We start from the raw sequence: 13063 nt of genomic DNA on the forward strand, positions 1-13063 counted from the left end.
CATGATAATAAAAAACAGATTCACCGATGAGATCGAGGATGCGTACCTCGATTACGGCAGTCCTCCGCCTGAATGGCAGACCGTCCAGAATGCAGCAGAATCGCTCAGATCAATGCCAACCGATCAGCTGCAGTCTTCGGCGAAGTCAGTATTCGATTACATCAGGCAGAACATGGATGCCATACTTCCGCGGATATCCAGGACTACGGGCAAGCCAATGAGATATCTCAGATTGGAGGTAGACAGATCTCTTTCGGAAACGGGAAAGATCGTGGTAATGGATGAACCGATGTTTCACGATATCCCTCAGTATTCGGTCGTTTATCCCAACTACCAGGATCCCGTGTCGTCATTGATCGTACCATCCATTTTCTTCCTCCTGAATCGCGTACCAGTTATTGTGGTTCCCGACAGGTATGCATTTCTAGTCCCATCGCTAATCTACAAGGCCTTCGCATCCTCCGGGCTTCCCAGTGGTTCGTTCAGCATATCAAACGGCGGCATTCCAGAGGGCTTTCCCAGTACGAGGTACGCTGTATCATACTCCACGGACGCCATGCCGGAGGCTGCGCCAGGGTCAGGCACGCTCCATGCTGATCGCGGGGGGCCGTCTATGGCCGTCGTGTGGAAGGATGCGGACGTTGATTTTGCAGCCCAGAACCTGGTGGATTCGGTCATAGAACGGCACAGCATATTCCTGAGATCAATAGTGGTGCACGATGAGATCTTCGAATATTTCGTAAACAGATTGAAGGATCTGCTTCCATCCATAGTTGCAGGCGATCCCGAGGATCTGTCAACCCAGCTTGGGCCATGTGCATCGGATATAGATCTCATCAGATCCCTGAACATGATAGCGGAGGCGAGGAGGGCCAGGTCCATCATCTACTCCAAGGGCCCGCAGGGAAACATCATAACGCCAACGATCATAAACGGTGAAATAACCGATATGGATGACATGGTTTACACACCCGTCTACATTCTGCACCATGCATCCTCCATGGAGGAAGTTTTCGAACTCGTTTCTAAGGTGGGCCCTGAAGCCCTTGCACTCTACAGCTCGGATTCCATGCTTTTCAGGATGGTTCTTTCCAGGACTTCGGCAAAATACATAGGCCTGAACAGCTATCCTGAAATATCGTATAAACCTCCGATCAGCATTCCCAGGCGCGGTCTGTACCTTTGAAAAATTTTTCTCAAAGCCATATCACCTGAGGCGTCCAGACAGGTAGATACCCACGCTCATCACAGCGAAACCTATCAGCATGATCCTTGATACGGCCTCATGCAGCAGGATGACTGAGAGGATCACGCTTATGGCCGGAACAATGAAGAAAAACGCCGATATATCGCTGACCCTGTATCTCCTGTAGAGCGTGAGGAATATGAAATACGCGACCGCAGTACCCAGCGATCCCATGTACAGCATTATAAGGTTGAACTGCGGTATCATCAGATTTCTGTTTATTCCCCCTGTCATGAAAGCGATCAGGATGACGGCTGGCATCGCGTAGAGGAGCTGAAGGGTGTTCAGGCCTGCTGAATCGTATCCTGTCAGGAATTTCCTGTAGAATACTGTGCCCATGGCCCAGCTCAATGCTGCGAGAATTAGCATTATCAGATCGATGTAGTTTGATACGTTGATGGATCTGAAGAAGATTATTATGAGCCCGGCGAAGCCAAGCGCTATGCCCATGGCCTTGCCCCTGCCAAACCTGTCGTTGAGCAGGGCGTACGATGCGACGAGCGACATGATCGGGTACGAATATATCACGATCGACGTCAGCGATGCACTTACTCCGGTCTCTCCGAAGAACCAAAGTGCGAAGAATGCTGTTATATTTAGATTAGAAAGCACGAATACCTTCAGGTGCTCCATTGGCGTTCTCGGAAATCTTATCTGCCGGACGAAGATTATAGCTGAGAATACCAGTGCGTAAAGAACCCTCATCAGCAGGATCGAAGAGGAAACATCGTATACGTACGCGTATTTTACCATTATATAGTTCAGGCCCCAGAAGAATGCCATGAAGAAGAAGAGAACAGGTTCCCCGTTTTTCTGCATCCGGAGATAATTGTGAAGATGGTTATATGGTTTTTTTACGGTTTTCGGAAGATAATGCATTTATCCTTGAAGCGGATCATCGTGAAGTGCAAGATGTCGCAGCTTGATCGGACGAGCCTCATACAGTACTTCAACAGCAATGGCGTGCTGATCTCTCCAGAAGCGCTGGATAAGCTCATAAAATACTCATCCAGCTCGCTGATAGAGGATCTGATAAAGAATTCTGACGGCTACATAGATGAGAAGTACGTTGAACGCTATGTTTCAAGGCCAAAGGTCAGGAACGATTATGAGGTGTATCTGCCCGACGTCCGCTTCAACGCGTCGATAGAGGACTTCAGAAAGATGTTCGTGAGCAAGTACGAGAAGCTGAGCAAGATCATAACATCAAGCTCTTCGATGCGCGGTTCTATAAGCATAAAGACTGCGAAGAGGTCTCAGGGGGAGGTCAAGGTCGTTGGAATGGTTTCAGAGGTATCCATGACCAAGAACGGCCACAAGCGCATCGTTATAGAGGATCTGGACGATTCCATAACTGCCATAGTGATGAAGGACCGCGGGCCTGTAAACGAGATCATACTGGAAGACGAGGTCATAGGGATCATAGGTAGCGTGAGCCAGTCATCAAAGGACCCTGTCATATTCGTTAACGAGATCATAAGGCCGGACATACCGTACCGCGTCATCGATGAGGAGAAGCACGAACCCGTTTACGTAGCATCCATTTCGGACATACATGTGGGCAGCAAGACATTCAGGAAGAACGAGTTTGAAGCCATGGTCAGATGGATATCGGGATCCGATCCTGACGCATCAAGGGTCAAATATCTCATACTCAGCGGAGACGTGGTCGACGGAATCGGCGTCTATCCGGATCAGGAGAACGATCTGGAGATACTCAACCCGCTGGAACAGTACGCAAATCTGGCCGAATACCTCGTGGACGTGCCGGAAGATGTGAAGGTGTTCGTCATGCCTGGAAACCACGATACTGTCCGCCTATCTGAACCGCAACCGGTTTTTCCAGGCAAGATCCGTGACCTGTTTGAGCCAAACGTGGCTTTCCTCCCCAATCCCTATAACCTGAAACTGGAAGGGAAGAACGTGCTCGTTTACCATGGCATGTCGCTGAACGACATGATAGAGCTGATACCCGGCGCAAACTACGACAGCATAGGCAAGGCCATAGAGGCAATACTGGTGCGCAGGCATCTGAGCCCAAAATACGGCGGAAACACCCCTATGATACCATCAGCCGTGGATTATCACGTGATTGAGGAGGTCCCAGATATCTTCATAACCGGGCATATACACTCCCACTATATAGGGAACTACAAGGGCGTCAGATACGTAAATTCGTCCACATGGCAGTCCCAGACCGAATACCAGAAGATGATGAACTTCAACCCGAAACCTTCAAAGCTGACACTCTTCGATCTGTATTCAAGATCCGTGATAGTGAAGGACTTCGACACAACGTTATAGCGTCTTCTTTATTATTGCCTCGATCTCGTTCTTGAAGACCTTCATCAGATCTTCGTACATCTCAGATTTTACATCTTCTGGTGCGCTGACGAGTCCGATCTTGGCTATTATCTTTGTCATGCTGATCATGGCATCGTACTGCTTTACGCGCGATTCCATGAATTCTTCCAGGACGTTTGCAAGCTCCTTCTTTATGGTCTCGTCCTCATTCATCTTCTTCTTGATGTACTCCTTTATGAGATCCTTCACTATGTCGCGCACTGCCTCGAGGTATAGATCCTCTGTCGGCATCGCCTTCATAAAATTCTTAAAATATTTCTCAAGGTCGTCATCCATGGTAAAACATCATCATATGGAATAAAGAATTTTTGTAGGATCACATTCTGTTGGCTCTTCTCTGCCTCTTGAGCCTTCTGATTCTCTTCTTTCTCCACTTCCATCGCATCTTGCCGCGCTTTTTCCAGTCCCTTGAACTTCTCTTCAACCAAACACCTCTGATCGCTATAGTGTGACGTTGACCTGATTGAACCACCATATATGAAAGTTATTACTGCAAAAACAGCGGCCTTCAAGGAAGATGCATTCAGAAAATACGTGCGGATGAGGCTGGGTCTTTAAAAAACCGACCCGTTAAGGCATTCAGTCGGCGTTGCCGTGGCAGAAGTAACCTGAGAGGTAGCTGTCGTACGCGGTTCTTTCCACGGCGTAAACTGCCGGGGCCTTAGTGTATCTGTAAACGGCCTCCCTTACTATCTCATCAACGTCCCCCATGGAGGACAGCCTTCTGTACATCTCATCATCTATCTCTATCTTTGCCATTGATAATCATACTCTTGCATGGTATTTATATTTTGCCATATTCGTGTTCGGCGAATGACGTATGAACCCATGCGATTTACATTGCTTTACTGATAAAATACCACACTTATTAATAATTGAACTGCATCGTGAAAATGCGTATGACCATATCGGAGAACGATCTGATACTGATCCCGGTTCTCGCAGGCGTCATGATGGGTGCCATAGACAGCACAATAGTTGTGCTCGCGCTTCCAACAATATCAGACAGCTTAAGGGCGCCCCTGTCGCTGTCGATCTGGATAATACTGGCATATCTTCTGACTGCAGCTGTGACCACCACACAGTTTGGCCGCCTGGGGGACATGAAATCCAGGAAGGCCATATTCAACAGTGGCATGATAATATTTACGGCAGGTTCCTTCCTTTGCGGAATATCCCCGAACATAGAATCACTTATGGCCTTCAGGTTTGTACAGGCCGCCGGTGGATCCATGATGCAGGCGAACTCCGGATCGATCATAGCTGATAATTTTCCACCCAACCTCAGGGGCAGGGCATACGGATACACATCAGTTGGCTGGAATTCAGGCGCAACCCTCGGCATAGTCCTCGGTGGAATCATAACGACGCTGATAGGATGGCGCTACATCTTCTATATAAATGTCCCCATAGGAATCATCTCGTTCTATTTCGCGATGAAGTACATAGGGAAGGGGGAGAGCCACATGGCGCATCTGGACATTCCAGGCGTGGCAGCGCTTTCGGCTGCTCTGATCTCCATATCCTATGCCGCAACAGACTTCACATCTCACGGGATCGACAGGTTGAATGAAGCACTACTGATAGCGGGTGCAATACTGATCATTGTGTTCGTACTCATTGAAAGATCCAGTAAAGAGGCGCTTCTGCCTATCAACATGTTCAGGAACAGGGTGTTCAACTTCTCCATAATGGCATCGTTTCTCCAGAGTCTGGGATTCCTGGCCGTCACGTTCATAATAATAATGTATCTGCAGGGCCTGCGTGGGCTGACGCCGCTGGACAGCTCCCTGTTGCTTGTCCCGGGATACGTTCTTGGTGGTTTCACAGGCCCAATATTTGGGCGATTATCAGACAGGATCGGCGCAAGGATACCCGCCACGCTTGGCATGCTTATGATGGCAGTGGCCGTGCTATTATACATGCGCCTTACGCTCACAACATCGATATACTATGTGATACCAATATCGATAATATCGGGGTTGGGATCATCCATGTTCTTCCCGGCTAACAACAGTGCAGTAATGGCAAGCTCCCCCGTCAAGACATACGGCGCAGCTTCAGGTCTGCTGCGTACAATGGCCAATATAGGCATGCTTGGATCATTCGTTCTTGCAATAACGGTATCCACGCTGTCCATACCGAGATATATAGCGTTTGAGGTCTTCGCCGGCGTGGGGCATCTTGTTGGCGGTGTGTCCGCATCTTTCCTGAGCGGCATACATACGGCTCTTGCGGTATCGCTCGGCATAATTCTCATCGGCGCTCTCTTTTCCTTCATAAGGGGGAAGGAGGAGAGGAGCAGGGGTTCGGTGACCATCCAGAAGGGCAGTGAGAATGCCAAGTGATCTACTGCGATGAGAAGGCATCGGTTCATCCATATTCAGCGATGCATTGCCAATACTCAATGATTCGTGTACCCAGCCAGCGGTATCCCCACAGACGCTAGTTCCGAATGCACCAGCCCTGCCCTTCCCGTGTCCTGAGGATTGCAGGCTTTTCCGCTGGGGGCATGCACGTGTGTCATCTGCCTGAAGATCGGACTTTATCAGCTTCCTTTATACTCAAAACGTCCCTATAACAATGTCTTTATATTTTTTCAAATTGACCAGATGTGCCCGATAAAGTGATAGAGGTCGAACACCTCCGGCAGACCTACGATGGCAGGACATTTGTCGTAGATGACGTTTCATTTTATGTGCTTAAGGGTGAGATCTATGGCCTCCTTGGCAAAAACGGTGCCGGAAAGACCACAACGATAAGGACGATGACAACGATACTCCCGGTTCATTACGGAAAGGTAAGGATCCTTGGCATGGATGTATCCGAAAACGCGGAGAAGATAAGGAGACGCATAGGCGTGGTTCTTCAGAACGAGTCCTTCGACTTCGCCAGCGTCGAGCGAAACCTGAAGGTTTACGGCATGCTCTGGGATGTTCCCAGGGAGGTGCTGAAGGCCAGGATAGAGGAGGTGCTTGAGGTCTTCGATCTGGGCCAGCTGAGGAAGGTGAGGGCTATGGAGCTCTCGGGAGGGCAGAAAAAGCGTTTACAGGTTGCCAGGGAATTCCTGCATGACATGGACCTGCTGTTTCTCGACGAACCAACGGTGGGCCTGGATCCGATAATGCGCCGTTCCGTCCTGAATTACATAAGGGACAAGGCCAGAAAGGGCCTTACCGTTCTTTACACAACCCAGATCATGGAGGAGGCAGATTACCTGTGCGACAGGATCGCCATCATGAACAGGGGCAAGATCGTGGCAGAGGGTACAAGTTCAGATCTAAAGTCAAAATATGGCGATCTCAAAACAATACATGTCGTGGTGTCAGGCGAAATCGATTACGAGGATCTAAGGGCGAAGTTTCCTGAGGACGTCCTGTTTGATAATGAGGAGATACGCATCGTATCGAAGAACGTGGAGGACATACTGCCAGATCTCATAATATACCTGAAGACGAAGGGTATAAGGATAGAAAGAATAAGTGTAGAGGAGAGCAGCCTTGACGATGTATTCCTGAAGGTGGTATCATGATTCCGCCATCACTGCGCCTCACAGCCCGCAACTTGATAATAAACACGGATCCCGGCACGCTTCTGTTCCTGATAGGTCTCCCGTCCTTCTATCTAATAGTCCTCGGTCTGATGTTCCAGGCCCTGATCCCCAACGTTATATTCGATGGGCGATCTATAAGCTACGCACAGTTCCTTTCTCCAGGCGTTGTGGCAATGCAGCCGTTCATAGCGGGATCAATAGGCGGAAGCATGCTCTGGTCCGACAGGCGCTGGGGCATGTTCGAGCAGCTTCTCGTTGGGCCGTTCCACAGGATAGATTACCTGCTCGGTATAATCTATGTATCAATGATATTCTCCGTTGGAGGGGCACTTCTGATGTTCCTGGTATCGTACTTGCTGACCGGATTCGTTGTCCATTACTTAATGAACATAGTGCTCATTGTCATAGTGCTGCTCGTGTCTTCCATACTCTTCACTTCCTTGTTCTTGGTGCTTTCGGTTTTCATACGCACAATACAGACCTACAACACAGTGACCATGTTCATATTCTTCATACTTGACTTCGCAAGTTCAGCATTCTACCCGATCAATGGCAGGACGCCGCTTGGCCTCAGGATAGTTTCCTATGCGAACCCACTCACGTACATAGTTGATTCGGTGAGGGACATGATGTTCGCCAGATTAACTGGATCTGATCTAATATATGTTGGAATAGTGGTGGCTCTATCCGCCATATTCTTTGTATTCGCAGCTCTATCATACAGAAAAGCCAAAATATGAAAATGAAAAGGTTTATCCCTGAATTTTTCCTTGATAGCATGAGGTTCGGAAGGAGATGAGGCCATGTTCAGGGACAGAACAGAGGCCGGGCGCATACTTGCCGGCAAGATACAGAAGCCAGCCGGAAGCTGCACGGTCACCGGCATCGCGAGAGGTGGGATCGTCACCGCCAGGCCGATCGCCGATATACTCGGCTGCGATCTCACGACCATAATAGTCAAGAAGATAGGCCACCCTGAAGATCCGGAGTTCGCAATAGGCGCCATAGCTGAAGGGCAGGAAAGAAAACCGTACCTGAGCCCGTTCTCATCGGGGGTGGACAGAGAAGCCATACAGTACGCCGTGAGCAGGCTTATGAACGATATAGCGGAAATGCGTGCATCGATCGGTAAAGAAAACTCAGTTTTCCGCAGAAAATGGGATTCCGTTTTGCTGGTGGACGACGGTTCGGCTACTGGGGCAACCATCGTGGCCGCCCTGAGGAGCATAAGATCCTCTGTTACGAAGAACGTATCGGTTGCTGTACCCGTTCTGAGCGAGGAGGCATATGATCTCATACGATCAGAGGGTGTGCAGATATACTACGTGGAGATGCCCTATGATTTCGAAGCGGTGAGCGAGTTCTATTCTGATTTCAGGGAAGTGACCATTGAAGATCTGGCGGCTGTTCTGGGGCATTAGCTTTTACTTATACTGCGGATGTGATGCCAGGTTTCCGCGGGTGCAGTTAAACCTACGAAATTGATATATATGATACAAACATCACTTTCTGAAAACCCGCGGGGATTCACGAGGCCGGCATATCTGTGCGGATCGTTGAAACTTCGGCGGAAGGGGACATGGGGTAATGGCATCCTGACGGGCTCCAGTCAGGAGATGATTAGAAACAGGGTCATCTGATTTGATGATGAGTGACTGGAACTATGATCCAGGAAGAGACCCGTAGATCTGGGTTCAACTCCCAGTGTCCCCATTCTAATTCACGTTAGAATCTGTGATTTGGAATCAGCAGTATAATGTGCACATTCAAAGGCAGGTGAAGCCCACCATTAGAAGGTTTCAATTCCTGCATTGTGAAACTAGCTGTCGTGAAAAGCGCTGTCGTGTTCTTTCAGGATCGACACTTAATTCATTCTCCGTTTCAACTTTCCGATCTAGGGTCCGATCAGACAGGCCATTTTCTCCAGATACATGCTACAAAATGGTTATGTTCCATGCTCATTTCGAATTTCTATGGCAGGAATGGATGTGGAATTCAACACCAAGAATGACGTAATAAAGGCATATTTATCGCGCCCAGATGACGGCATGAGGCATCCCGGCATAGTGGTGATACACGAGATATTCGGTCTTGACGATCACATCAGGTCCGTGGCGGACAGGATCTCACGCGAAGGCTATGTGGCGCTGGCCCCAGATCTCTTTTCAAGCCACGAACTCTCTGCAAAGATAACCAGAGAGGGCATACTCGAGAGCATGAAATTCATCATGAGCATTCCCCCGGAGAAGCAGCGGGATGATTCATACAGAAACTCTCTTCTTAATTCAATGCCGGAGGAAAAGAGAAGGATAATGTCCAGCACCTATTCCGCTCTCTTTGTAAACAGGCCAACACAGCTGCTTACGGAATACCTAGAATACGCCGTTGATTACCTGAAGGGCATCGGCGTAACCAGTGTGGGTTCGGTTGGTTTCTGTTTCGGCGGAGGCATGTCCGCGAATCTGGGATGCACGGGCAAGGTTGACGCTACGGTGATATTTTACGGTGAGAACCCTGATCCCATAGATAAGGTCAAGGGAATGAAGAGTGTGCTTGGTCTTTATGCCGGAGAAGATCACAGGATCACTTCACGCGTTCCAGAGCTACTGGCCAAGCTGATAGAGTTCAGCATCCCCGTGACAATAAAGGTGTACCCGGGGGCCTATCATGCCTTCTTCAACGATACAAGGCCGCAGATATACAACGAGGCAGCTGCGAAGGATGCCTGGAACATGATGCTGTACTTCTTCAGGACGCAGCTTGGCCCTTAGTTGATAAGGATCTCCTAAGCCTGGCGAAGGGCAACCTTCCCAAGGTCATCTATTTCCCTTATCACGTCGCCGTCGTCGGTGTTGCTCACATCGCCAACGGGAAGGCCGCAGAAGGCGGATCTTATCACCCTCCTCATGATCTTGCCGTTCCTTGTCTTCGGTATTCTGGATATGCGCACCACATGGGCGGGCGTGAATGGCTTTCCCATGCCAACCTCTATCTGCTTTGCAATTCTCCCGCTCAGGCCCGGTTCGCCGACGTAGAAGACGGCGAGAACCTCCCCTTTGACGCTGTCAGGTATCGATACCACCGCGCATTCCGTCACGCCGCTGACACGCATCACCATATCCTCAACTTCATTGGGGCCAACGCGTTTCCCGGCGATCTTTATCACGTCATCGGATCTACCGTAAAGGTAGAAGTAGCCTTCTTCATCCATCTCACCGAAGTCTCCATGGAACCATATATCTTTGAATTTCGACCAGTAAGTTTCGAGGTACTTCTCCCTGTTATTCCAAAGCCCGCGTGTCATTGATGGGCTTGGAAACTTTGCCACAAGGTACCCCACCGTGTTGTATACCTCCCTTCCCTCCTCGTTGAATATCGATGCGTTCATGCCAAGTCCCCTGTAGAGGCATCTGGGTTTCTGCGGTATGGCCGGATTTGAGGCAAGGAAGCACCCTATTATGTCTGTGCCGCCGGATATGTTTGAAATCGATGCACGGCCGCGGCCGAGTATGCTGAACAGGTATACCCATGACTCCTCGTCCCATGGCTCCCCAGTTGATCCGAATACCCTCACGGTATCGAACGTCCTGCTCGTGCCCCTGAACTTTATCATCCTGACCACCGTGGGAGAGAGGCCAAGGAGCGTTACGCCGTTATCGTGCACAATATCGAATATCCTGTCAGGATCGGGATAGTCTATTGCGCCGTCGTAGAGGAATATCGTGCCGTGAAGCGCATTCGTGCCAATAAGCGCCCATGGGCCCATCATCCAGCCAAGGTCAGTTATCCAGTGCAGCACATCGTTCTCTTTCAGATCCATGTAATACTTGACTTCCTTGGCTATGTTGACTAGCGCGCCGCCATGCACATGTACCGTGCCCTTTGGCTTTCCAGTAGTTCCTGATGTGTAGAGCATTATGGCAGGGTCTTCGCTCGATGTACGCTCCACTGGCACATTTTTGCCGCCGCTGACAGCATCTTCAAATCTGTAGAAATCTGTGCGATCGGCATCCATTATCGTTTTCATATTGATGCTCCTTGCGACCGCGGACATATCGATGGCCTTTCCCTTCCTCCTGTACGATGCAGACGTTATCATGAGGCTCGATCCTGAATCTTCGATCCTGTTCCTGACAGCATCAACTCCGTAGCCAGAGAACATCGGCACAGCTATGGCACCGATGCGGAGGACGGCATAGAACGCTATTGCGCTGTTAGCATTGAATGGCATGTATATGGCGACCCTGTCCCCCCTGCCTATGCCCATGTCATGGATGGCCGAAGATAAGGCCGAGACCTTTCTGTTGAGTTCCGAGTATGACATTTTTGATTTATAGCCATCCTCAGATTCATACACTATGGCAGTATTTTCGGAATCGGAGTAGCGTTCCACCGCATTATACTCGATGTTGATTCTGCCGCCGGTGAACCATTTCGCCCACGGTACGCCTTCGGATAGATCCATTACATGGTCGAATTTTTTGAAGAATTCCAGGCCGAGATCATCTATAACCCTTGGCCAGAACCACTCAGGATCCCTGTCGGCCCTGGCGTAGAGATCCTTTACGGTCATCCCAAGGGATGAGGCGAATCGCCCAAGATTGGTTTCCGCGATGGCTTCATCGGACGGCTTATAATAGAACATAAGTGTACCAGTGAATTAATATATATAACATTTTTCGCATATCTAGTTTATTCACCATAAATAATGATGGATTCTATGCACTCAATCTGAACGATCACTCGATCCTTCTGCCCTCCTCGTACATCTTCACCAGGGATCTGGCGATCACGCGCTTCCTTATCTCAGTTGTTCCTGCACCTATCTGCCCCAGGATCGCGTCTCTCAGCAGCATTTCAATGCCGGTATCCTTTATGTATCCGTACCCGCCGAAGATCTGAATCGCCTCTCTTGCTATGTATTCTGCTGATTCGGAAGCATACATGATCGCTGATGCAGCGTCTATTGGATCCATCATATCGAACTGCAGCTTCTCCAGAGCCCTGAAGGCAAGCATCCTGCTGGCCTCATACCTCACATACATGTACGAAAGCTTCTCCTGGATGAGCTCGAAGTCCGCGATGTGCTGCCCGAACTGTTTCCTCTGTGAGGCATAGTTCACGGCCTCGTCTATGGCCCGCCTTGCCAGGCCTATGAATATGAATGCAAGTATCACACGCTCAGAGTTCAGTCCAGACATTATTATTTTTTTACCTGATCCTCTACCCCCTACTATCCTGCCAGGTTCGATCCTGACCCTGTTGAAGAATATCTCTCCGGTTGGCGAACCGCGCATTCCCATCTTCTCAAGCGATCTCCCCCTGTTGAATCCGCCATCACTGGCCAGTACTATCACCGATGAGTATCCGTCACCGTCCCTGCTGTGAACCAGGAAAAGGTCTGCGTACGGCGCGTTGGTGATAAACATTTTGCTTCCTGAAAGGTAAAGTTCCCCATCGACTTCATCGATATGGGTTGACATGGCAAGGGCATCTGAACCGGATCCCGGCTCGGTGAGGCACAGCGATCCTATGTAGTCGCCGGAGGCAAGTTTCGGGACAAAGGTCTCCCTTATGTATTTCGACCCGTTCCTGTATATGTTATCAAGGCACAGGTTGCTGTGAGCTCCATATGACAGCGCCAAAGATGGCGATGAATACCCAAGTTCATCCTCAATTATTGCCTGTGCAATGTAACCTGCCCCACTGCCTCCGTATTCAGGGGGTACGGTCACCCCAAGATAGCCCATTTTCCCCATCATTCTGAATTTATCAACTGGAAAATAATCATCCCTGTCAATCTTTGATCGGAGCGGTTCTATCTCCCTCCGGACGAATTCCCTTATGGATGATCTTATCATTTCGGACGCATCTGTATAACCCTGCATTGGTATATGTAT

Annotated in this window: 13 protein-coding genes and 1 tRNA gene; 8 read left to right on the top strand and 6 right to left on the bottom strand. The window is 49.5% G+C overall.

What is annotated here, in order from left to right; all coding sequences use genetic code 11:
* The first annotated feature begins 1 nt into the window (after position 1).
* The gene (locus TA_RS01110; protein WP_010900647.1) at positions 2–1186 is read left to right on the top strand and encodes an aldehyde dehydrogenase family protein; all 1185 of its coding nucleotides are present in this window, start codon (positions 2–4) and stop codon (positions 1184–1186) included.
* 21 nt (positions 1187–1207) lie between these two features.
* Here the strand turns inward: TA_RS01110 and TA_RS01115 are convergent, their stop codons facing one another.
* Positions 1208–2065: a DMT family transporter gene (locus tag TA_RS01115; RefSeq protein WP_010900648.1), complete on the bottom strand. Its 858-nt coding sequence runs from the start codon at positions 2063–2065 to the stop codon at positions 1208–1210.
* An 81-nt stretch (positions 2066–2146) separates the two neighbouring features.
* On the opposite strand from TA_RS01115, the gene TA_RS01120 reads away from it, so the two are divergent.
* Positions 2147–3550, top strand: a complete 1404-nt coding sequence (locus TA_RS01120; RefSeq protein WP_241761865.1) for a DNA-directed DNA polymerase II small subunit — start codon at positions 2147–2149, stop codon at positions 3548–3550.
* Here TA_RS01120 and TA_RS01125 read toward each other — a convergent pair.
* From TA_RS01125 to TA_RS01135, 3 genes are all read right to left on the bottom strand, one after another.
* A complete protein-coding gene (locus TA_RS01125; protein ID WP_010900650.1) occupies positions 3545–3886 on the bottom strand; it encodes a hypothetical protein in 342 nt (113 codons plus the stop codon). The two genes, TA_RS01120 and TA_RS01125, sit on opposite strands and share 6 nt — an antisense overlap.
* Before the next feature lie 40 nt (positions 3887–3926).
* A complete protein-coding gene (locus tag TA_RS08390) occupies positions 3927–4034 on the bottom strand; it encodes a 50S ribosomal protein L41e (protein WP_083808298.1) in 108 nt (35 codons plus the stop codon).
* Positions 4035–4189: 155 nt separating this feature from the next.
* Complete coding sequence (locus TA_RS01135) at positions 4190–4369, bottom strand: hypothetical protein (RefSeq protein WP_048161478.1); 180 nt, start codon at positions 4367–4369, stop codon at positions 4190–4192.
* 146 nt (positions 4370–4515) lie between these two features.
* Between TA_RS01135 and TA_RS01140 the strand changes: the two genes are divergently transcribed.
* The 6 genes from TA_RS01140 to TA_RS01160 all read left to right on the top strand — a co-directional run bounded on the left by TA_RS01140 (position 4516) and on the right by TA_RS01160 (position 9934).
* On the top strand, positions 4516–5958 hold the full coding sequence (locus TA_RS01140) for an MFS transporter (RefSeq protein ID WP_048162238.1): 1443 nt from the start codon (positions 4516–4518) through the stop codon (positions 5956–5958).
* A gap of 266 nt (positions 5959–6224) precedes the next feature.
* Positions 6225–7142 carry an ABC transporter ATP-binding protein gene (locus TA_RS01145; protein WP_010900652.1) on the top strand — a complete coding sequence of 306 codons (918 nt, stop codon included), beginning with the start codon at positions 6225–6227 and terminating at the stop codon, positions 7140–7142.
* Positions 7139–7903 carry an ABC transporter permease gene (locus TA_RS01150; protein ID WP_010900653.1) on the top strand — a complete coding sequence of 255 codons (765 nt, stop codon included), beginning with the start codon at positions 7139–7141 and terminating at the stop codon, positions 7901–7903. Before TA_RS01145 ends, TA_RS01150 begins: the two co-directional genes overlap by 4 nt.
* Before the next feature lie 63 nt (positions 7904–7966).
* A complete protein-coding gene (locus tag TA_RS01155; protein ID WP_010900654.1) occupies positions 7967–8584 on the top strand; it encodes a phosphoribosyltransferase in 618 nt (205 codons plus the stop codon).
* A 152-nt stretch (positions 8585–8736) separates the two neighbouring features.
* A tRNA-Trp gene (locus TA_RS08070) sits at positions 8737–8876 on the top strand.
* A 260-nt stretch (positions 8877–9136) separates the two neighbouring features.
* Entirely contained in the window at positions 9137–9934 is a 798-nt protein-coding gene (locus TA_RS01160) for a dienelactone hydrolase family protein (RefSeq protein ID WP_156778458.1), read from the top strand.
* Between the two features lie 14 nt (positions 9935–9948).
* Here the strand turns inward: TA_RS01160 and TA_RS01165 are convergent, their stop codons facing one another.
* Positions 9949–11808 (bottom strand): AMP-binding protein, encoded by a 1860-nt coding sequence (locus TA_RS01165; protein WP_010900656.1) that lies wholly within the window; start codon positions 11806–11808, stop codon positions 9949–9951.
* A gap of 94 nt (positions 11809–11902) precedes the next feature.
* Positions 11903–13051 carry an acyl-CoA dehydrogenase family protein gene (locus TA_RS01170; RefSeq protein ID WP_010900657.1) on the bottom strand — a complete coding sequence of 383 codons (1149 nt, stop codon included), beginning with the start codon at positions 13049–13051 and terminating at the stop codon, positions 11903–11905.
* Between the last annotated feature and the right edge of the window lie 12 nt (positions 13052–13063).

The organism is Thermoplasma acidophilum DSM 1728 (assembly GCF_000195915.1).
In the GTDB taxonomy this organism is placed as follows: Archaea; Thermoplasmatota; Thermoplasmata; order Thermoplasmatales; family Thermoplasmataceae; genus Thermoplasma; species Thermoplasma acidophilum.